General features: G+C 71.3%; 21 protein-coding genes, 1 tRNA gene and 1 pseudogene. 13 read left to right on the top strand and 10 right to left on the bottom strand.

The window, feature by feature from the left end; genetic code table 11:
• Positions 1–151: 151 nt before the first annotated feature.
• Positions 152–781, bottom strand: a complete 630-nt coding sequence (locus tag ACIWVC_RS05830) for a GNAT family N-acetyltransferase (RefSeq protein ID WP_396451864.1) — start codon at positions 779–781, stop codon at positions 152–154.
• Positions 782–817: 36 nt separating this feature from the next.
• Positions 818–1,969: an N-acetylglucosamine-6-phosphate deacetylase gene (gene nagA, locus ACIWVC_RS05825; protein ID WP_396453898.1), complete on the bottom strand. Its 1,152-nt coding sequence runs from the start codon at positions 1,967–1,969 to the stop codon at positions 818–820.
• A 99-nt stretch (positions 1,970–2,068) separates the two neighbouring features.
• Between nagA and ACIWVC_RS05820 the strand changes: the two genes are divergently transcribed.
• Positions 2,069–2,809 carry a VOC family protein gene (locus ACIWVC_RS05820; RefSeq protein ID WP_396453893.1) on the top strand — a complete coding sequence of 247 codons (741 nt, stop codon included), beginning with the start codon at positions 2,069–2,071 and terminating at the stop codon, positions 2,807–2,809.
• Positions 2,810–2,818: 9 nt separating this feature from the next.
• Here ACIWVC_RS05820 and ACIWVC_RS05815 read toward each other — a convergent pair whose 3' ends face one another.
• From ACIWVC_RS05815 to galU, 4 genes are read right to left on the bottom strand one after another with little or no spacing between them, the layout of a single operon-like run.
• The gene (locus tag ACIWVC_RS05815; protein ID WP_396451867.1) at positions 2,819–3,286 is read right to left on the bottom strand and encodes a molybdenum cofactor biosynthesis protein B; all 468 of its coding nucleotides are present in this window, start codon (positions 3,284–3,286) and stop codon (positions 2,819–2,821) included.
• A gap of 8 nt (positions 3,287–3,294) precedes the next feature.
• Positions 3,295–3,762: a cyclic pyranopterin monophosphate synthase MoaC gene (moaC, locus tag ACIWVC_RS05810; protein ID WP_396451861.1), complete on the bottom strand. Its 468-nt coding sequence runs from the start codon at positions 3,760–3,762 to the stop codon at positions 3,295–3,297.
• Positions 3,759–4,967 (bottom strand): gephyrin-like molybdotransferase Glp, encoded by a 1,209-nt coding sequence (glp, locus tag ACIWVC_RS05805; RefSeq protein WP_396451859.1) that lies wholly within the window; start codon positions 4,965–4,967, stop codon positions 3,759–3,761. The genes moaC and glp overlap by 4 nt, the downstream gene beginning before the upstream one ends.
• A 27-nt stretch (positions 4,968–4,994) precedes the next feature.
• Complete coding sequence (galU, locus tag ACIWVC_RS05800; RefSeq protein WP_396453892.1) at positions 4,995–5,921, bottom strand: UTP--glucose-1-phosphate uridylyltransferase GalU; 927 nt, start codon at positions 5,919–5,921, stop codon at positions 4,995–4,997.
• Positions 5,922–5,954: 33 nt separating this feature from the next.
• Here galU and ACIWVC_RS05795 point away from each other — a divergent pair, with 33 nt between their 5' ends.
• The 8 genes from ACIWVC_RS05795 (at position 5,955) to mscL (ending at position 14,477) form a co-directional block, all read left to right on the top strand.
• A complete protein-coding gene (locus tag ACIWVC_RS05795; protein ID WP_396453891.1) occupies positions 5,955–6,536 on the top strand; it encodes a 5-formyltetrahydrofolate cyclo-ligase in 582 nt (193 codons plus the stop codon).
• Positions 6,537–6,788: 252 nt separating this feature from the next.
• Positions 6,789–7,778 (top strand): NAD(P)-dependent oxidoreductase, encoded by a 990-nt coding sequence (locus tag ACIWVC_RS05790; RefSeq protein WP_396453890.1) that lies wholly within the window; start codon positions 6,789–6,791, stop codon positions 7,776–7,778.
• A 103-nt stretch (positions 7,779–7,881) separates the two neighbouring features.
• Complete coding sequence (locus ACIWVC_RS05785) at positions 7,882–9,366, top strand: potassium/proton antiporter (protein ID WP_396453889.1); 1,485 nt, start codon at positions 7,882–7,884, stop codon at positions 9,364–9,366.
• A gap of 138 nt (positions 9,367–9,504) precedes the next feature.
• Entirely contained in the window at positions 9,505–9,843 is a 339-nt protein-coding gene (locus tag ACIWVC_RS05780; protein ID WP_396453888.1) for an FmdB family zinc ribbon protein, read from the top strand.
• 334 nt (positions 9,844–10,177) lie between these two features.
• Positions 10,178–12,304, top strand: coding sequence for an MMPL family transporter (locus ACIWVC_RS05775; RefSeq protein ID WP_396453887.1), 2,127 nt, complete (start codon positions 10,178–10,180; stop codon positions 12,302–12,304).
• A 128-nt stretch (positions 12,305–12,432) separates the two neighbouring features.
• Positions 12,433–13,254: an S-methyl-5'-thioadenosine phosphorylase gene (locus tag ACIWVC_RS05770; protein ID WP_396451848.1), complete on the top strand. Its 822-nt coding sequence runs from the start codon at positions 12,433–12,435 to the stop codon at positions 13,252–13,254.
• Positions 13,251–13,961: an SAF domain-containing protein gene (locus ACIWVC_RS05765; protein ID WP_396451846.1), complete on the top strand. Its 711-nt coding sequence runs from the start codon at positions 13,251–13,253 to the stop codon at positions 13,959–13,961. Before ACIWVC_RS05770 ends, ACIWVC_RS05765 begins: the two co-directional genes overlap by 4 nt.
• A 102-nt stretch (positions 13,962–14,063) precedes the next feature.
• The gene (gene mscL, locus ACIWVC_RS05760; RefSeq protein WP_396451844.1) at positions 14,064–14,477 is read left to right on the top strand and encodes a large conductance mechanosensitive channel protein MscL; all 414 of its coding nucleotides are present in this window, start codon (positions 14,064–14,066) and stop codon (positions 14,475–14,477) included.
• An 18-nt stretch (positions 14,478–14,495) separates the two neighbouring features.
• Here the strand turns inward: mscL and ACIWVC_RS05755 are convergent, their stop codons facing one another.
• On the bottom strand, positions 14,496–15,536 hold the full coding sequence (locus tag ACIWVC_RS05755) for a D-alanyl-D-alanine carboxypeptidase family protein (protein WP_396451843.1): 1,041 nt from the start codon (positions 15,534–15,536) through the stop codon (positions 14,496–14,498).
• An 80-nt stretch (positions 15,537–15,616) separates the two neighbouring features.
• The gene (locus tag ACIWVC_RS05750; protein ID WP_396451842.1) at positions 15,617–16,060 is read right to left on the bottom strand and encodes a hypothetical protein; all 444 of its coding nucleotides are present in this window, start codon (positions 16,058–16,060) and stop codon (positions 15,617–15,619) included.
• 133 nt (positions 16,061–16,193) lie between these two features.
• Here ACIWVC_RS05750 and ACIWVC_RS05745 point away from each other — a divergent pair.
• Positions 16,194–16,266: transfer RNA gene (locus ACIWVC_RS05745), tRNA-Arg, on the top strand.
• A gap of 31 nt (positions 16,267–16,297) precedes the next feature.
• Here ACIWVC_RS05745 and ACIWVC_RS05740 read toward each other — a convergent pair.
• Positions 16,298–16,622, bottom strand: a pseudogene (locus ACIWVC_RS05740) (transposase); the annotation flags it as partial.
• A 265-nt stretch (positions 16,623–16,887) separates the two neighbouring features.
• Here ACIWVC_RS05740 and ACIWVC_RS05735 point away from each other — a divergent pair.
• From ACIWVC_RS05735 to ACIWVC_RS05725, 3 genes are all read left to right on the top strand, one after another.
• Complete coding sequence (locus tag ACIWVC_RS05735) at positions 16,888–17,670, top strand: NIPSNAP family protein (protein ID WP_396449151.1); 783 nt, start codon at positions 16,888–16,890, stop codon at positions 17,668–17,670.
• A 23-nt stretch (positions 17,671–17,693) separates the two neighbouring features.
• Positions 17,694–18,113, top strand: a complete 420-nt coding sequence (locus ACIWVC_RS05730; RefSeq protein ID WP_396453885.1) for a nuclear transport factor 2 family protein — start codon at positions 17,694–17,696, stop codon at positions 18,111–18,113.
• Between the two features lie 93 nt (positions 18,114–18,206).
• Complete coding sequence (locus tag ACIWVC_RS05725; protein WP_396449149.1) at positions 18,207–18,860, top strand: TetR/AcrR family transcriptional regulator; 654 nt, start codon at positions 18,207–18,209, stop codon at positions 18,858–18,860.
• 109 nt (positions 18,861–18,969) lie between these two features.
• On the opposite strand, the gene ACIWVC_RS05720 is transcribed toward ACIWVC_RS05725, so the two are convergent.
• Positions 18,970–20,397 (bottom strand): aldehyde dehydrogenase, encoded by a 1,428-nt coding sequence (locus ACIWVC_RS05720; protein WP_396449148.1) that lies wholly within the window; start codon positions 20,395–20,397, stop codon positions 18,970–18,972.
• Position 20,398 lies beyond the last annotated feature (1 nt).

Raw genomic sequence — 20,398 nt, 5'->3', positions numbered from 1 at the left:
GGAGCAGGGTCACGCCCCGCACGGTACGAGGGGGTGTCAGAGGTTGACGAGCATAAGGGGCGGTGTGTCGCGAGATCGATCTCGCCGTTACTCTCCGTTTGCCGGGCCTTCTCGATCGCAGGATTCTTACGGAGGGAAAGTCACGGCCGGCTCATGTGCGGCGGGGAAATGCCTGTTTGCGCTCGGCGAGCCAGCGTGCGCGCAGGCCACCGGGCACGTCCTCGACGGTGAGCGCGTAGCAGATGTGGTCGCGCCAGGCCCCGTCGATGTGCAGGTGGCGGCGCCGAATTCCCTCTTCCCGGAATCCCAGCTTTTCGACGACGCGGCGGCTCGCGGTGTTCTCCGGGCGGATATTGGCTTCGAGGCGGTGGAGTCCGACGGTGAAGAAACAGTGGTCCACGGCGAGCGCGACGGCGGTGGGAATGACGCCGCGTCCGGCGACCCGTTTGTCCACCCAGTAGCCGATCTGCGCGGAACGGGCGGAGCCCCAGACGATCGCGCCGATGGTGAGCTGACCGGCGAATTCGTCCTCGTGCGTGACGACCCAGGGCAGCGCGAGGCCCTGGCGGGCCTCGCGGCGCATGGTGTGGACCATGCTGAGGTACGGCCCGAGGCCGCTGCGGAACAGCGGCGTCTCGGGGTTGGTGGGCTCCCACGGGCGGAGCCAGTCGGCGTTGCGGACCCGCAGCTCACGCCACACGGCGGCATCGCGGTGCCGCAGCGGGCGCAGCCCGACGGGACCCTCGGTCAGCGTGACCGGCCATCCCCGTAAACGTTCCACGGTTCCATGATTCCCTGGGCGGACCTCTGGACGCCATCAATTGTCGCCGAGAATTCGGGCACGCGGGACGATCGTGCCCTGTTTCATCACCTGGAGGACGCGCAGGTCGCCGTCCAGGACGGCCAGGTCGGCGTCCTTGCCGGGCTCCAGGGAGCCGCAGCGGTCGGCGACGCCGAGCGCGCGCGCCGGGGTGAGGGACGCCGCGCGCACGGCGTCCTCGATGGGGAGGCCGACGGCGGTGACGGCGCGGCGGAACGCGTCCGCCATCGTGATCGTGCTCCCGGCGATGGCCGTCCCGCCGGCGAGCGTGGCGCGGCCGCCGCGCACCTGGACGTCCATGACGCCGAGGCGGTAGTCGCCGTCGCCCATCCCGGCGGCGGCCATGGCGTCGGTGATCAGCGCGACGCGGGGTCCGGCGGCGGCGAAGGCGAGGCGGGCCACGGCGGGCTCCACGTGGACGCCGTCGTTGATCAGCTCGACGGTGACGCGGGGGTCGTTCAGCGCGGCGGCGACCGGCCCGCCCTCGCGGTGGTGCAGCGGCCGCATGGCGTTGAACAGGTGGGTGGCGACGCGGGCGCCGGCGGCGAACGCGGCGCGGACGGTGTCGCCGGCGGCCTCGGTGTGGCCGACGGCCGCGATGACGCCCGAGCCCGCGGCCTCCCGCACCAGGTCGAGGGCGCCGGGCAGTTCCGGGGCGAGGGTGATCATGCGGACGTGTCCCCGGCCGAGCCGGACGAGCCGGCGGAACTCGGCGAGGTCGGGAGCGCGCAGCAGCGCGGGGTCGTGGGCGCCGCAGCGGTCGCGGGACAGGTAGGGGCCTTCCAGGTGGATGCCGGCGATCACTCCGTCGGCGGCGAGGTCCGCCAGGCCGGTCACGGCGTCCGCGAGTTCGCGCTCGTCGCCGGTGACCAGGCTGGCCATCGTGGTCGTGGTGCCGTGGGCAAGGTGGAAGGACGCGGCGCGGCGGGCCCGGTCGGGACGCTGGTAGGACGCGCCCGCCCCGCCGTGGACGTGCATGTCCACGAAGCCGGGGACGACGTAGCGTCCGGCGAGGTCGATCTCGTCACCGGCGGCCGCTGTCGTGATCTTGCCGTCCGCGATGTGGAGGTCGCCGTGGTGGACGCCGTCCGGCGTCACGATCCGGGCGTTGGTGAGGATCGTCCCGTGAGGGGGCTCGTCCTCCGGCATGGAATCCTCTCGGTGCACGCATGTGATGGTCGCACGGCGCGGACGGCCAGGTAAGGCGTGACTTCGCCGCCCTGTCCGGGCGTGCATAGGATCGCCGGCATGGCTGCACGGCTGGTTCAGATCGCGATGAACGCCCAGGACGACTCTGTGGTCGGCCGGTTCTGGGCGGAGGCGCTCGGCTGGAGCATCGACAGCGAAGGACCGGGCGTGACCAACCTCGAACCCGAGGGCTTCGACTATCCCGACCCGAGCGCCCTCTGCATCGACGTCCTTCGCGTTCCGGAACCCAAGACGGGGAAGAACCGGGTGCACATCGACCTCGCCACGACGTCCGCGACCCACCAGGCGGACCTGGTCGCGCGGCTGCGGGATCTCGGCGCGACGCCCGCCGACATCGGCCAGGGGGACGTCCCGTGGACGGTCCTCGCCGACCCGGAGGGCAACGAGTTCTGCGTGCTGGAGCCCCGCCCGGTCTACCAGGACACCGGGCCGGTCGCCGCGGTGGTGGTCGACTGCGCGGATCCGCGGGCCATGGCCCGGTTCTGGGGCGAGGCGATGGACTGGACCGTCCACGAGGTGGCCGGCGAGCACGCGACACTGCGCTCCTCCAAGGGCGTGGGGCCGTACCTCGAATTCCTCCGCACGCCCGACGTGAAGACCGTGAAGAACCGCGTCCACCTGGACCTGCGGCCGTACCGCGGCGACGATCCCGCGGTCGAGGTGGCGCGGCTGAAGGCGCTCGGCGCCACCGACGCCGACGTCGGCCAGGGCGACGACGTCCCGTGGACGGTCCTGGCCGACCCGGAGGGCAACGAGTTCTGCGTCCTCGGCCCGCGCTGACCTCCCGCGTCAAGGGCGGGGGTGGTCGCCGCCCTTGATCTGGTCCAGCGCGTGGGTCAGGACGCGGCCCAGCACCGTCATGCCGTCGCGGACGCCGCCGGTCGAGCCCGGGAGGTTCACGATGAGGGTGCCGCCCGCGACGCCGGCGAGGCCGCGGGAGAGGATCGCGGCGGGCACCTTCTCGCGGCCCTCCAGCCGGACGGCCTCCGCGATGCCCGGTATCTCCCATTCGAGGACCCGGCGGGTCATCTCCGGGGTCTGGTCGGTCGGGGTGAGGCCCGTCCCGCCCGTCGTGACGACGACGTCGTAGCCGGCGGCGACCGCGTCGCGCAGCGTCTCCTCGACCGGGTCGCCGTCGGGGATCACGACGGGGCCGTCCACCTGGCAGCCGAGGTCCTCCAGCATCTCGACCAGGACAGGCCCGGATTTGTCGGCGTATACGCCTGCGGCGGCGCGGTTCGAGACCGTCACCGCCATCGCCCTGGTCAACGCCGCCACACCCCCGTCTTGCCGCCGGTCTTCTCCTCGACCCGCACGTCGGTGATCACCGCGGCCGGGTCGACGGCCTTCACCATGTCGATCAGGGCGAGCGCGGCGACGCTGACGGACGTGAGCGCCTCCATCTCCACGCCGGTGCGGTCGGCCGTGCGGGCGACCGCCTTGATCGCCACGCCGTCGTCCCGGATCTCCAGGTCGACCGTGACGCCGTGCAGCGCGATGGGGTGGCACAGGGGGACGAGGTCGGGGACGCGCTTGGCCCCCATGATCCCGGCGATGCGGGCCACGGACAGGGCGTCGCCCTTGGGGATGTCGCCGGCGCGCAGCAGGGCGACGCACTCGGGCGACAGCCGGACGAAACCCGTCGCCGTCGCGGTCCGGGCGGAGACGTCCTTGGCCGACACGTCGACCATGCGGGCCGATCCCGTGGCGTCCAGGTGGGTGAACTCTGTCAAGACGGCAACCTCAGCACGTTGACGTGGGAACCGGCCGGCATGGCCTCGACGTCCTCCGGAAGCTCGATGAGCGCGTTCGCCGACGAGAGGGAGCCCAGCTGGTGCGAGCCCTGCACCTCGGCGGCGGTGACGCTGTAGGAGCCGCGTCCGAACGTCAGCCTGCCGCGCAGGAAGTGGCGAAGCCCCGCAGGCGACGTGACGTCCTCGGCCAGGACCGCGCTCACGGTGGGCAGCGGCTCCGGCGCCAGCCCCTGCATGGCGAGCAGCGCGGGACGCACGAAGACCTGGAACGAGACGTAGGCGCTCACCGGGTTTCCGGGCAGCGTGAACACGGGCGTGCCTTCGAGGAGGCCGAACCCCTGCGGCTTGCCGGGACGCATGGCCACCTTGTGGAAACCCACCGTCCCCGTGCCGGTGAGCACTTCCTTGACGACGTCCCTGGTGCCCATGGAGACGCCGCCGGTGGTGACGATGGCGTCGGCCCGGACGAGCTGGTCGTGGAGCATCTCCAGGACCTTCCCCGGCTCGTCCTCGACGGTCGCCTGCCGGAAGCCCACGCCGCCCGCCTCGACCACGGCGGCGGTGAGCATGAAGCTGTTCGACTCCCAGATCTGGCCCGGGGCCAGCGTGGAGCCGGGTTCGCGCAGCTCGTCGCCGGTGGCGACGACCACCACGCGGGGTTTCGGGCGCACCGTCACCCGGGGCCGTCCCACCGCCGCGAGCATGCCGATCTGCGGCGCGGTGAGCCGCGTGCCCGCCTCCGCGACGACCTGCCCGGCGAGGACGTCCTCGCCGGACCGCCGGATGTAGTTCCCCGGCGGCGCCGCGCGGAAGACCTTGACGGTGGCGTTCCCGCCGTCCGTCCACTCGACCGGGACGACCGCGTCGGCGCCGGCGGGCAGCGGCGCGCCCGTCATGATCCGCGCGGTCAGGCCGGGCCGGATCGCCGAGACGCCGGAGTCGCCCGCGACGATGTCGCCGACGACGGGCAGCGCGACCGGGGCCGCGTCGGTGGCGGCCGCGATGTCGGACGCGACCACGGCGTAGCCGTCCATCGCCGAGTTGTCGAACGGCGGCAGCGGCACCGGCGCGGACACGGGCTCGGCGAGCACCGTGCCCTGCGCCTCCAGCAGCGCCAGGTCGAGCGGCGGCAGCACCTTCACGCTGCCGAGGATCTCCGTCAGATGCTCATCGACCGTTCTCATGACCACGCTCCCCAGTGTGGCGGGCCGTCACGCGCCGCCCGCGTCCCCCACGCCGTGCTCCCGCTGGACGAATTCGCGCAGCCACGGGATGAACTCCGGCGCCAGATCGGGGCGTTCCGCCGCGAACTGGACGACCGTCCGCAGGTACTCCAGCTTGTTGCCGGTGTCGTAGCGGCGGCCGCGGAACTTCACGCCGTAGACCGTCCCGCCCTGGTCGGCGGGCATGTCGGCGAGGGTGCGCAGCGCGTCGGTCAGCTGGATCTCGCCGCCGCGTCCGGGCGGGGTCTTCTCCAGGACGTCGAACACCGCGGGATCGCAGACGTACCGGCCGATGATGATCCAGTTGCTCGGCGCCTCCTCGGCGGACGGCTTCTCGACGAGGTCGGAGATGCGCACGACGTCGTCCTCGTCCGTCGCCTCGATGGCCGCGCACCCGTACGCGGACACCTGGTCGGGCGCCACCTCCATCAGCGCGATGACGCTGCCGCCGTACTGCTCGCGCACCTCGATCATGCGCCGCAGCAGCTTGTCCCGGGCGTCGATCATGTCGTCGCCGAGCAGCACCGCGAACGGCTCCCGGCCGACGTGCTGGCGCGCGCAGTGCACCGCGTGCCCGAGGCCCTTCGGCTCGCCCTGCCGGACGTAATGCATGATCGCGAGGTCGCTGGACTCGTGCACGGCGTCCAGCCGCTCCTCGTCGCCCTTCGCGCGCAGCGCCTCCTCGAGCTCGTAGGCTCGGTCGAAGTGGTCCTCGATGGACCGCTTGCTGCGGCCGGTGACCATCAGGACGTCGGTGAGGCCGGCGTCGACCGCCTCCTCGACGACGTACTGGATCGCCGGTTTGTCGACGATCGGCAGCATTTCCTTGGGGGTCGCCTTGGTGGCGGGCAAGAATCGGGTACCGAGGCCGGCCGCCGGGACGACCGCCTTGAGCACAGGTGCAATGTCGGCCATGTACCGACCCTAGCCATCCGTGAGGACGACAGCGTGCACGACATCGTTTCGAAGACCGATCTCCGCGCGGAAATGCTGGCCCGGCGTGCGGCGATGCCGGCGGAGGCCCGGTCGGCGGCGGCGCGGCCCATCCGGGACGCGCTGCTGACCGTCCCCGAGGTGGAGATGGCGGGGACGATCGCGGCGTACGCCTCGATCGGCGACGAGCCGGACACCGGGAGCCTGCTGTTCGCGCTGTGGAAGCGCGGCGCGTACGTGCTGCTCCCGCTCCTGCTCCCGGACGGCGACCTCGACTGGGCGTCCTACGAGGGCCCCGACTCGCTCGTCCCCGGGGCGCGCGGGTGCCTGGAGCCGTCCGAGCCGCCGCGCGGGCCGGGCGCCATCGCCGGCGCGGACGTCGTCCTCGTCCCGGCGGTCGCGGTCGACCGGACGGGCGTGCGCCTCGGCCGCGGCGCCGGTTCCTACGACCGGGCGCTCGCGCGCGTCGGCCCGGCGATCCTCACGGTCGCGCTGCTGTACGACGGCGAACTGGTGGACGCGCTGCCGGCCGAGCCGCACGACCAGCGCGTCCGCGCCGCCGTCACGCCGTCCGAGGGCCTGATCCGGCTGAGCTGAGCCGACCGACCCGACCGAGCCGACCGGGCCGAGTCGACTGAACCGAGCCGACTGAACCGACCCGGCCGAACCGACCGGACCGAGCCCGCCGGGCTGAGCCAGTCCGCTGGGTCGAACTCGCCGGGCTGAGCCCGCCGGGGTTGAGCCGCCGTGCCCGGACGGCGGGCTCATAGGCTGGGAGGCACAAGATCGCGTAGCGGGCGCGCCTCGGCGGCCGGCACGCGGTGCGCAGGGGTTCTTGGGGAGGTCGAGATGACGGCGCCGTGGCGGATCCTGTCCCTGGCCCCGATCGGGCGGGAGACCGTCCGCGCCATGTTCGAGCCGCTCGGCGGCGCCGCCGAGGTGGTGTTCCCGGCGACCCGGGACCGCGCCGGCCTCCTCGCCGCCCTCCCGTCCGCCGACATCGTGATCGCCGACTTCTCGCACGGGCTCGTGCTGGACGCCGAGGCCGTGGCGGCCGCGCGGCGGCTGTCGTTCGTCCAGGTGCCCGCGGTCGGCGTCGACCGCCTCGACCTCGCCGCGCTGACCGCCGCGGACGTCCCGGTGGCGAACGCGGCCGGCTTCAACGCGCGCTGCGTCGCCGAATGGGTGCTCGGGGCGGCGCTCGCGCTGTGCCGGAACCTCGCCTGGGGCGACCGGGCGGTCCGCGCGGGCGGGTGGCCGCAGGCGGAGATGGCCGCGCGCGACCCGCGGGAGATCCACACGCAGCGGGTCGGCATCGTCGGGTTCGGGTCGATCGGCGCCGAGGCGGCGCGGCTGTTCGCGGCGCTGGGCTGCGCGGTCTCGTACTGGACGAGGCGGCGGCGCCCCGAGGCGGCGGCGACGTACCGGGAGCTGGACGCGCTGGTGGCGGCGTCCGACATCCTCGTCCTCGCCCTGCCGCTGACGGACGAGACCAGGGGCATGATCGACCCGGCCCGCCTCGCGCTGCTGCCGGAGAGGGCGCTGCTGGTCAACGTGGCGCGCGGCGGCATCGCGCCCGACGACGCCGTGCTCGCCGCCCTGGAGTCGGGGCGGCTGGCGGGCGCGGCCCTCGACGTGTTCGACCGGGAGCCGCTGCCGCCGGACCATCCGCTGCGCTCCCGCGAGGACGTCCTGCTGTCGCCGCACGCCGCCGGGTCGTCCGTCCAGTCGCGGCGGAACCTCATCGCCGCGGTGCGCGACAACGTCACCGCCGCTGTACAGGGACGGGAGGTGCGTAACATAGTCAACGGGGTAAAACCGCAGGTCATTCGGCGATAGTGCCGGTTTCCGACATGCCGTCCATCAACACAAAGTGGGCGATCGACCGTTGAATCTGTAGGATTCCTAAACGTTCAACTTTGACGACCCCGAAGGGTGGGATGTGCATCTCGACATCTGGCTACTCCTCGGGGCCACGCTCGTACTCTGCGCCATCATCGCGGTCAGGCTGTCCCACAAGGCGGGACTCCCGACCCTGCTGGCGTACATGGGCCTCGGCCTTTTCATCGGCGAGTCCGGCCCCCTCCACATCCACTTCGACAACGCCGAACTGGCCGAGACCCTCGGCCTCGCCGCCCTCGTCCTGATCCTCTACGAGGGCGGCATCACCACCGCCTGGCGGCGCATGCGGCCGGCGGTGCCCGTCGCGATCAGCGTGTCCTTCTTCGGCACCCTGATCAGCATCGCCGTGCTGGCGGTCGCCGCCATGTGGCTCGTCGGCATGGACTGGCGGCCCGCGTTCCTGCTCGGCGCCGTGCTCGCGCCCACCGACGCGGCGGCCGTGTTCTCGGTGCTCCGGCGGCTGCCGCTGCCCTCCCGGCTCATGGGCCTGCTGGAGGGCGAGTCCGGCATGAACGACGCCCCCGTCGTCATCATCGTGGTCACGCTCAGCGCCCACGCCGGCGCGCCCAACCTGGTCGAGCTGCTCGGCGAGATGGTGTACGAGCTGGCGGCCGGCGCCGTCATCGGCATCGCGATCGGCTGGCTCGGCGCGCAGGCGCTGCGCCGCATCGCGCTGCCCGCGTCGGGCCTCTACCCCATCGCGGTGCTGTCGCTGGCCGTCGGCTCCTACGGAGCGGCCTCGCTGCTGCACGCCAGCGGGTTCCTCGCCGTCTACGTCAGCGCCGTCGTGCTCGGGAACGCGCGGCTGCCCCACCGGCCCGCCACGCGCGGCTTCGCGGAGGGCGTCGGCTGGCTCGCGCAGATCGGGCTGTTCGTCATGCTCGGGCTGCTGGCCGACCCCGGCGACCTCCCCGACCAGGTCCTTCCCGCGCTCATCGTCGGGTTCGTGCTGCTGCTCGTCGCCCGCCCGGTGTCGGTGGCGCTGTCCACGGTCGGGTTCAAGCTGACCTGGGGCGAGAAGATCTTCACGTCCTGGGCCGGGCTGCGCGGCGCGGTCCCGATCGTCCTCGCGACCATCCCGATGGTCGCGGACGTCCCCAGCGCCGACCGGCTGTTCGCGATCGTCTTCAACATCGTCGTCCTGTTCACCCTGATCCAGGGCCCCACGCTGCCGCTGGTCGCGCGCTGGTGCCGGCTGAAGAACGACGAGCAGGCCCGGGAGCTGGACGTGGAGGCGGCGCCGCTGGAGGAACTGCACGCCGACCTGCTGGAGGTCCGGATCCCGCCCGACTCGCTGATGAGCGGCGTGGAGATCTTCGAGCTGCGGCTGCCGCCGGGCGCGGCCGTCACCCTCGTCGTGCGGAACGGGTCGAGCTTCGTCCCGGAGCCCTCCACGCCCCTCGCGGCGGGCGACACGCTCCTGGTCGTCACCACCGACGCGGTGCGGGAGGCGACCGAACGCCGGCTGCGCGCGGTCAGCCGCAAGGGCAGGCTCGCGGGCTGGTTCGGCGAGACCGGCGCCTGACCTTCGCGGACGGTTCCCTGACCGACTCGGGAACAGGCCGGGGACGAACCGCGTTCCAGACGCGGGTACCATTAGCAGTCGTTCAGAGTGAGTGCCAGTCCGCGGACCTCCGCCGGGCTGAGTCAGCTAGGAGGAACCGTGCCGACGTATCAGTACGTTTGCACCGAGTGCGGCGAGCCTCTGGAGGTCGTGCAGAAGTTCAGCGACGACTCGCTGACCGAATGCCCGGCGTGCGGCGGCAGGCTCCGCAAGGTGTTCTCCGCGGCGGGGATCATCTTCAAGGGGTCGGGCTTCTACCGCACCGACAGCCGCGGCTCGGGCACGTCGTCCTCGACCGTGGGGGCCTCGTCGAACGGCTCGTCCAACGGCTCGGCGAACGGCTCGTCCGACTCGGGCAGTTCCTCCTCGTCCTCCAGTGACTCCTCCTCGTCGAGCAAGTCGTCCAGCACGTCCTCCTCGTCCGAAAAGGTCGCCTGACCTCCTAGGACTCCCGCACGGCCGACCGGGGGATCCCACCGCGGATCCTCCGGCTTTCGGCGTGCCTGGACGCGGTCTACATCTCAAGGGGTAGTCAGCGGTCCTCTCCTGCCCCGAGAGAAGTAGGCGCGTTCCCTTCTCTCGCTGGACGCGCGAACGGGTGCCTCCTGGCGACGATTGAGGGGATGGGAGGCGCCCGCCGGCCTCTCCCGTCCGGAACGCTCGCATCCGCACCGCCGCAATCTCGCGATAGTACTTGACATCCTCTCGGCAACCGAGAGAATATGCGGCAGACACGACATATCTCGATTGACCTAGCCTTCAGGAGAGGACCATGAGCACACCGAGCCCTCCCCCGCCGAGACCACCCGCCCATCGGCTCGCCGGACTGATCGCCGGACGCCGCAGCAAGTGGGCCGTCCTCGCCGTCTGGGTCGTCCTGCTGGTGGCCCTCGGCCCGCTCGCCGGCAAGCTCGGCGACGTCGAGGAGAACGACGCGGCGGCCTGGCTGCCCGCCGGCGCCGAGTCCACGCAGGTCGTGGAGCTGGAGGAGCAGTTCCGCAAGGACGAGACGATGCCCGCCGTCATCGTCTACGAGCGGTCCACCGGGATCACCGCGGCCGACCGCGCCAAGGCCGCCTCGGACGTCACGGCGCTGCAGCAGCTCCCCGGGGCGCAGCAGGTGCAGGGGCCGTTCGCCGCCAAGGACGGCAAGGCGCTGCAGACGCTCGTACCGCTCACGGACGAGGACATCACCAAGGCCGTCGACGACGCGCGCGACATCGCCAAGCGCGGGCCTCCCGGGCTGACCGCGCACGTCACCGGCCCGGCCGGCAGCGGCGCCGACATGTTCGAGGTGTTCCAGAGCCTCGACGGCTTCCTGCTCATGGCCGCGGGCCTCGTCGTGATCGTCCTTCTGCTGTTCATCTACCGCAGCCCGATCCTGTGGTTCGTCCCGGTGCTCAGCGCCGTCTTCGCCCTGGGACTGGCCCAGTCGACGGTGTACCTGCTCGCCAAGTACGCGGACCTCACCGTCAACGGGCAGAGCGCTGGAATCCTGACCGTTCTCGTGTTCGGCGTGGCGACCGACTACGCCCTGCTGCTCGTCGCCCGCTACCGCGAGGAACTCCACCGCCACGAGGACCGGCACGAGGCCATGGCCTTCGCGCTGCGCCGCGCGGCGCCCGCGATCATCGCGTCCGCCGCCACCGTCGCGGTCGGGCTGCTGTGCCTGCTGATCGCCGACATGAACTCGACCTCGGGCCTGGGTCCGGTCGCCGCCGCCGGCGTCCTCACCGCGCTCGCCGCCATGACGACGCTGCTTCCGGCCCTCCTGGTCATCTTCGGCCGCTGGCTGTTCTGGCCGCTCGTCCCCCGGTTCGACGAGAAGTACCTCAAGCCGGAGGCGTATGAGGCCGAGCACAGCGTATGGAGTCGCGTGGCCGGTCTGGTGGGCAAGCGCCCGCGCGCGCTCTGGGCCGTCACCATGCTGGGCTTGATCGTCCTCACACTGGGGCTGGGGTCGCTCAAGGCGGACGGCCTGTCGGACGCCGGCCAGTTCACCGGCACCCCCGACTCGGTGAAGGGCTCCGCGGTCGTCGCCCGCCACTTCCCGGCCGGGTCGGGCTCCCCCGCCGTCATCATCGGGCGGGCATCGGCGTCCGACCAGATCGCCCAGACCGTGCGCGGGACGTCCGGCATCGCCGAACTCGGCGCGCCCGCGACCGTGAACGGCCTGGTCAAGTACGAGGCGGTGCTGAAGGACCCGGCCGACAGCGAGGCCGCGCGCACCACCATCGACCGGCTGCGCACCGCGGTGCACGAGATTCCGTCCGCGGACGCGAAGGTCGGCGGGATGACCGCGACGTCGCTGGACATCAAGCGCGCCTCCGCCCGCGACAACAAGGTGATCATCCCGATCGTGCTGGCCGTGGTGTTCCTGATCCTGATCGCGCTGCTGCGCGCCGTCGTCGCGCCGCTGCTGATGATCGGCACCGTCGTGCTGTCGTTCCTCGCCTCGCTCGGGGCCTGCGCGCTGATCTTCGAGCACGGCTTCGGGTTCGAGGGGACCGACGCGGGATTCCCGCTGCTGGCGTTCATCTTCCTGGTCGCGCTGGGGGTCGACTACAACATCTTCCTCATGCACCGCGTCCGGGAGGAGTCGCAGGCCCTCGGCACCCGCCGCGGCATCCGGCGCGGGCTCACCGTGACCGGCGGTGTGATCACCTCGGCCGGCCTGGTGCTGGCGGCGACGTTCGCGTCCATGGTCACGCTGCCGCTGGTCGGCATGGTGGAGATGGGCTTCGTGGTCGCGTTCGGCGTCCTGCTGGACACCCTCGTCGTCCGGTCCCTGCTGCTCCCGGCCCTGTCGCATGACATCGGGCGGCGGATCTGGACGCCGGGGCGCCTCGCCAAGGAGGAGCCGGCGGCCGAGCCCAGGGTCCTGGACCCGGTCGGCTGACCGGACGCCCGGCTCCGGCCGGGACGGGGAAGGGAAGGGGCCCGGCTTCGGCCGGGCCCCTTCTCCGGGTTGTCCACAATTCCGGACGGCCTGCCGCCCCCGGACGCGGGGTGGCTAATGTCGACGCCATGCCAACTTCCGCTGCCCAGCCCACCGCCGACATCGGGGTCATCGGCGGGTCGGGCTTCTACTCGTTCCTCGACGACGTCGAAGAGGTCGAGGTCGACACCCCCTTCGGCCCGCCGAGCGACCCCATCGCGGTCGGCGAGCTGGCCGGCCGCCGCGTCGCCTTCGTCCCCCGGCACGGCCGCGACCACCGCTTCCCCCCGCACCGGATCCCCTACCGGGCCAACATGTGGGCGCTGCGCTCCCTCGGCGTCCGGCAGGTCCTCGCGCCGTCCGCGGTCGGCTCGCTCACCCCCGCCTACGGCCCCGGCACCCTCGCCGTCCCCGACCAGCTCGCCGACCGGACGTCCGGGCGCGAGCAGACCTACTACGACGAGGGCGCCGCGATCCACGTGTCGTTCTCCGACCCGTACTGCCCCACCGGCCGCCGCACCGCCATCGCCTCCGCCCGCGACGCCTCCTGGGACCCGGTCGACCGCGGCACCCTCGTCGTGATCGAGGGCCCCCGCTTCTCCACCCGCGCCGAATCCCAGTGGTTCGCGGCCCAGGGCTGGACGCTCATCGGCATGACCGCGTACCCGGAGGCCGTCCTCGCCCGCGAACTGGCGCTCTGCTACACGTCCCTCTGCCTCGTCACCGACCTCGACGCGGGCATCGAGGAGGGCGAGGGCGTCACCATGGAGGAGGTGTTCCGCGTCTTCGGCGAGAACATCGACCGCCTCCGCGGCCTCGTCGCCGACGTGGTCAAGAGCCTCCCCGCCGAGCGCACCTGCCCCTGCCCCAACGTCCTCGACGGCATGAAGCTCCCGCTGGAACTCCCGTGACGAGCCGGTTGACCCGCCTGCGGCGGCCGCTGGCGTCCCTGTTCGCCGCGGCCGCCGCCGGGCTGGCCCTGCTGGCCCTGCGGCCCGGGCCGCCGCCGTCCGTCCGGGTCCCGGCCGCCGCCCGCGACCTCCCGGCCGGCAAGACCCTCACCGCGTCCGACCTGCACCACATAGACCTCCCGCCCTCGGCCGTCCCCTCGGGTGCTCTCCGCTCGTCCCCCGTGGGCCGCGTGCTGGCAGCGCCGATGCGCAAGAACGAACCGCTGACCGACGCCCGCGTGGTGAGCGCCGCCCTGCTGAAGGGCTACGGCCCCGGCACGGTCGCGACCCCGGTCCGCGTAGCCGATGCGGCCGCCGCGCGCCTGCTCCGCCCCGGCGACCGCATCGACGTCCTGTCCCGCACCTCGCCCCCCAGCCCGGACTTCCCGCCCGCGGCCGAACCCGCCCGGCGGCCCCCGGCGAACGAGCCGTACTCGAGCACCCGGACCATCAGGCCCGTGACCGTTCCACCGCCGACCGCACAACCCGAAGCCCGGGTCGTGGTTTCGGGAGTGCCAGTCGTGGCGGTCCCGCGGGCAGAAGGCGACAGCGGGCAGGAAGGAGCCCTGATCGTCCTCGCGACGGACAGGGCCCAAGCCCTGGCCCTCGCAGCCGCCGCCCCGCCCCTGTCCGTGACGATCACCGGCCGCTGGGCGTACCCGCCCTGAGCGGCGACTTGGCGAACAGAGGACGGTTCATTACCATCCGTAACCGTTCCTGCGTCCGCCAGTCTCGGGGGGCGCGCCCCGCACATCCCCTGGAGCACGTTCATGAGCGGATTCAAGAAGTTCCTCTTCCGCGGGAACCTGGTCGACCTCGCGGTCGCGTTCGTCGTCGGAGCCGCGTTCGCGAGCCTCGTGAAGGACTTCGCGAACTCGTTCATCACCCCGCTGATCGCGCTCGTCGGCGGCGAGCCGGACTACACCCGCCTGACCGTCACCGTCAACGGCACGGAGTTCCCCTACGGGATCTTCCTCACCTCGGCGTTCGCGTTCCTGATCACCGCGGTGATCGTCTACTTCCTGGTCGTGCTGCCGACCGCGAAGCTGATCGAGCGGATGGACCGCGGCAAGGAGGCCACCGAGCGCGAATGCCCGCAGTGCCTCAGCGAGATCCCCGTGAAGGCCCGCCGCTGCCGGTACTGCACCGCGGAACTCGTCCCCGCCACCGAGATCCCCTCCTAGCGACCCCGGGCACGGGGGTCAGGCGTTCTCGGTGCCGTACTCCCAGTGCCAGGGCTCGAACGGGTTGCTGTAGGCCCACGCCGGGTGGATCCAGCCGTACTTCCCGGCGTGGGCCTCCATCCAGTTGAACTGGACCGAACCGGAGTTCTGCACACCGCCGCACAGGTCGAGCGCCTGGCCCTTGCCGTGGTTGCTCGTCCCGGGGACGGCCGCGAAACCGGGCCGCCGCGCGTAGACGGCGTGCTGCTCCGACAGGCTCCGGTACGCGTCCGTCACGCACATGTCGCGCCCGAACCGGCGCTTGTACGCCGCGTTCAGCTTGTAGAACGCGAGCGCCGCGTCCGCCCGCAGCCGGTGCCCGCCCTTCTGCGGCAGCGGGCACAGGTACTTCGCCGGGATCAGCCCGTTGGGGAACTTCTTCGCGTCCGCCGCGAGGCTCTTGTCGCACCCGAGCTCCAGCCGCTTCTGCCGCGACACCTCCAGCTTGTCGAGCATCGCGTTCAGCTGCTTCGTCAGCTGCGCCGACTTGGCCTTCAGCCCGTCCACCTCCTGCTGGAGGCGGGTCTGCTCGACGGCGTTGCGCGACTGCAGGTCCTGCGCGGTGGACGCGAGCCGCTGCCGCCGGTCCTGCAGGTCGTCGGCACGGTCCACCAGGGCCTGCTGCGACCGGGCGAGCAGCGTCACGTCCGCCGTCGACCGCAGCGCCTCGCCCGGGTCGCCGCCACCGAAGATCGCCATCGACCCGGCGGCGCCGCTCTGCTGGTAGGACGAGTTCGCCAGCCTGGCCAGCGGCCCCCGGATCTTGTTCAGCTCCGCCTCGGCCACGGCGAGGTCCTTCAGCGTCCCGCGCAGCTTCACCTGCGACGCGGCCAGCTCCTTCTGCCGGCCCTTCATCTGGTCGGTGGCCTTCTCCAGCTGCTCACGGGCCTTGGTCGCCTCGCGGCGCAGCGACTCCAGCGTGTCCGCCCGGCCGCCCGCGGCCGCGTGCGCGGCGTTCGATGACAGCGTCGCCATCACCAGGAATGCCGCGGTCAGCGCCGCCGACCGGGGGTTCGGCACGGGTCTTCCTCCTGATGCCCAGATGCGAAACAGCGGCAGAACGCTACTACAGGTTCTACGATGACCTGTCCGTAACCGGTTCAACGGTCACGGTGACCACGCCTCTCGCACCACCGGCGCATCCACCACACGTCGTCCCATCCCGCCGGGCACGGCCGCCGCACCCTGGACGGGGTGGGCGTCGGTTCCGGAGTAGCGGACTTCCGCGGTTTCGTCACCGGCGCGGGCGCCCGCCTCGGCGCCTTCGTCGCCGGCTCCGGCTCCTGCTCGGGCGGCACGTACTCCCCGTACGTCGGCTCGCTCTCCGGCGTGACCGACGCGAGGTTCTGCACGGGCGTCCCCGCCGTCTCCGGCCGCTCCCGGCCGGGCTCGTCCCGCATCCCGACCGCGACCATGGACGCCACCAGAACGGGAACCGCGAAGGCGGCGGCGATCATCGCGATCCGCCGGCCGCGGGACGCGCGCTCGTCCCTCTCCTCCTCGGCGGCAGTGCCTTTGGGCTGCCCGCGATGCCGTCCCGTCACGGCACCGAAGCGTACCCACAGCGGCCCCACCCGGCCTAGAGTCCCCGGCCACCCCATAAGAAGAAGCGCTCACCGCTCCCCTTCCCCTACCCTGTACGTGCCGTCCGCTACGCTCTAGCGCGAGCGACGACAAGCCTCCGTAGCTCAGGGGATAGAGCACCGCTCTCCTAAAGCGGGTGTCGCAGGTTCGAATCCTGCCGGGGGCGCAGAACATGGGAACCCCGCCCGGCCCGCACTTGGACGTGGCCGCAGCGGCCGGTTGCGGGACGCGGCCACCTGGGCGTCCAGCACCTTCGGCATCTCCGAGACTTGGCCGCCCATCTGCTCCACCAGCTTGTCCACCCGCCGTGTCGAGACCCCAGGAGATACGAGGTGGCCACGACGCTGACCAGGGCCTGCTCGGGGCGGCGGCGCCGCTCCAGCAGCCACTCGGGGAAGTAGGACCCGGACCGAAGCTTGGGATGGCCGGCTCCACGGTGCCGGCGCAGGTGTCCCAGTCGCGGGACCGGCGTCCGTTGCGGCGGTTCACCCCTCCCTCAGAGCGTTCGCCGTAGCCGGCGCCCATCTACAGGTACGGCCCGAGCCAAGGCCGGATAGCGCCCCCGACGCGAGCCTGGCACCCCGGCCGCTCGCGTCGAGCTGCCCACCGGCTGACCACGACGATCCCTACCTGGCCCCTCGACGGAGCTTCGGGAGTCCTGGGCCGTCTCGGCGAAGGTCAGGTCCGGCGCCTTGACAGAACCGGCCAGCCGGTCTGTAACCTAAGAACCGGACGCCCGGTCTGTTAGCCAGGAACTGCCGGGCCGTGAAGCAAGCGAGGTGGCTGGATGGCTGCACAGCAGGGGACCGCAGCGGAACGTCCGCGACTTGATGACGGGCTGCACAGTCCGATCATCGAGTTTCGTCAGTACACGCTCTATCCAGGGACTAGAGATCGTTTCGTCGAGCTCTTCGATACTGAGCTCATCGAACCCCAGGAAGCGGCCGGGATGAGGATCATCGGCCAATTCCGAGATCTGGGAAACCCGAACAGGTTCGTCTGGCTCAGGGGTTTCGCAGATATGCCGGCCCGCGAACGAGCGCTCACCGCGTTCTATGTCGACGGGCCGACCTGGGCCGAACACGGCAGCACCGCGAGGTCAATGATGATCGATAGCAGTGATTCGATGCTGCTGCGGCCGGCCAGGTCGGACTCGGGCTTCACCCTCCAGGACGCTCGCCACCGTCCGCCGGCAGGAGCCGAAGAGCCGCCCGGAATCGTGATCGCAACGACCTATCATTTTCCGGCGCCTACGAGCGCGGACGCTCTGAGATCTCAAGAAGAGACCATCGAACGGATCACGCGGGCTACCGGGACTGGAATGCTCGGTGCGTTCGTCACCGAGCATTCCCCGAATAACTTCCCGCGGCTCCCAGTACGCGAAGGCGAGAACGTGCTGGTGGTGTTCTCGGGTTTCAGCGACCTGGAAGGTTATCACGAATATCTGACTGGACTCGGCCGCGATGAGTCCTGGCGCACCCAGATCTACCCGGAGATCATCCGGCACCTGCTGATGCCACCGCAGATCCTGAGACTGGCCCCCACATCGCGCTCACAACTCCACGGCTGACGCCACCCTCGCCGTACGCGGACATGACCCCTGAGAGGCGAATAATGCTCACAGAGCTTTCTGAGGCTGCGGTGAAAGCCGCTCTTCGACACTACGAATATCTTTTCTCTATAGGTGATGTTGAAGGGATTCTCGACAACTTCACCGATGACGTGGAGGTCCAGTATGGCTCCATGCCGCCTTTCACGGGCAAGGACAAGCTCCGAGAAGCACTGACCGCCCGGTTCGCAAGCATGCGCGACTACCAGCTCTCAAAGCAGCTTGAGTTCATCAGTTCGCCCCACTACGCGGCATCATGGACCGGCACCTGGGTCGACGCTGAAACGAACGAGCACATGGCGGTGTACGGCGTCGAGATCCTGACTGTGCGCGACGGCAAGTTCTGCCGTTGGTCGGCCGGCGTCTCGGTCTGGCCTCAGAATCCGACGAAGCCCGAGGGCTGATCTGAGTGGCATGGTCAGGCCCATAGATGAAGGGGAGCCGGTTTCTCAGTTACAGACCGGCTGGCCGGTTCTGTCAGATGCTAGGCTGGATCCATGACTCCCGACCCAAGCGGACGTCCGCATATGCCGACCGACGCCGAGCCGGCGCGACGCCGTCGCTCCAGGGATCCCGCTGCGGTTCGCCGTAGCTTGCTGAATGTGGCGGCAGAGGCATTCCAAGTCCGCGGCTACCACTCCACGAGCACGCATGAGATCGCACGAGCCGCCGGTGTGACCGGCGGGGCCATGCACCACCACTTCCCCACGAAGAAGTCACTCGGGCTGGCCGTCATCCGTGACCGGGTCGCAGCGACGATCGAGGAGGTCTGGATCCAGCCGGTGGTAGCCGCACCGACTGCCGCCGAGGGCATAGACGCGGTGTTCGAGAAGATCGTGGCGGGCATCGAGGCGGACAACAAAGTTCAGGGATGCCCTTTGAACAATCTGTCGGTCGAGCTTTCAACGGTGGACCCGGAATTCCGCGACGCCCTCCAGGAAGTTTTCCAGAAGTGGCGGTCGGCCATCGAGGACAAACTGCGCTCGGATCAGGGATCGGGCTCCGGCCAGCACACCGATCCACATGCCCTTGCCCTTTTCGTCGTCGCTGCCTACTCCGGCGCCATGACCATGGCGAAGGTCGCACAGAGCCCGGCCCCGTTGAAGAGCTGCGCACAGCAGGTGCGGCAACTACTGGCCACCGGCGTCTGACGTCCGGGTCAGACCGAACCGACCTCCGCCACCCGCAAGAGGCATTGAACCCATCTCATCGTGCGGCTCTCTGCGGTCGAGCGGTCCCGGTACCGACCCGCGAGGACGGTCAGACGGCCATTACCACGGCCTTTGGTTCGGTGAAGAACTCGCGGCTGTAGGTGCCGCCTTCGCGGCCTATGCCCGAGTCGCCGACGCCGCCGAAGGGGGCGCGCAAGTCGCGGATGAAGAAGCAGTTCGTCCAGACGGTGCCGGCCCTCAGGGCGGCGGAGACGCGGTGGGCGCGGGACAGGTTCTCGGTGAAGACCATGGCGTTCAGGCCGTAAGGGGTGTCGTTGGCGGCGGCGACGGCGTCGGCCTCGGTGTCGAAGGGGGTGACGACCGCCACCGGGCCGAAGATCTCCTCGCGGCAGACGCGGGCGGTGGGGGGCGCGTCCAGGACGATCGTCGGGTGGACGAACAGGCCCTCGCCCGGACCGCCGGTGACGATCTTGCCGCCGTCGGCCGGGACGGTGTCCAGGTAGGACGTCACCTTCGCGTGGTGCTCCTCGGAGGCCAGGGGGCCGAACTGGGTCGCGGGGTCCTTGGGGTCGCCGGCGATCAGCGCCTCGGCGGCGGCGGTGAAGCGGTCCACGAACTCCTGGTAGATGTCGCGCTGGACGTAGAGGCGGCTGCCGGCCAGGCAGACCTGCCCGGCATTGGTGAAGATGGCCTTGATCGACCAGGAGACGGCGAGGTCGAGGTCGGCGTCGGCGAACACGAGGTTGGCGCCCTTGCCGCCGAGTTCGAAGCTGACCGGGGTGAGGTTCGCGGCGGCCGCGGCGGCGATGGCGCGGCCGGTGGCGGACTCGCCGGTGAAGGTGATGCGGTCGACGCGCGGGTCCGTGGTGAGGGCCTCGCCGGCCGAGCCGGGGCCGTGCCCGTGGACGACGTTCAGCACCCCGGGCGGCATCCCGGCCTCCAGCGCCAGCCGCGCGAGGAGGGACGCGGACGCGGGGGTCTGCTCGGCCGGCTTCAGCACCACCGTGTTGCCCCAGGCCAGCGCGGGCGCGATCTTCCAGGTCTCCAGCATCAGCGGGAAGTTCCACGGCGCGATGGCGGCGACGACGCCCGCCGGTTCGAAGCGGGTGTAGGCGTGGTGGCCGCTGTCCATCGGGAACGCCTCGGCGGCCGACAGGCGCGCGTGGTCGGCGAAGAACCGGATGTTGGACGCCGACCGGGGGACGTCCTTGCCGCGGGTGTCGGCGACGGGCTTGCCCATGTCGGTGGTGTCGGCGAGGGCCAGCTCGTCGAGGTGGGCGTCCATCAGGTCGGCGAGCCGGTGCAGGATCGCGCCCCTCTCCGCGTATCCCATGCGCGGCCAGGGGCCCTCGTCGAACGCGCGGCGGGCGGCGGTGACGGCGAGCGCGGCCTCGTCCCGGCCGCCGAGGGCGGCCTCGGCCCAGGGGCGGCGCGTGTAGGGGTCGACGGTGGGGAAGCGCGCACCGTCGCGGGACTCGGTCTCCCGCCCGTCGATGACGTGGGGGATCAGTTCCATG

This window comes from Actinomadura sp. (assembly GCF_044508335.1).
In the GTDB taxonomy this organism is placed as follows: domain Bacteria; phylum Actinomycetota; class Actinomycetes; order Streptosporangiales; family Streptosporangiaceae; genus Spirillospora.
This window is presented reverse-complemented; position numbering and strand designations above follow the sequence as displayed.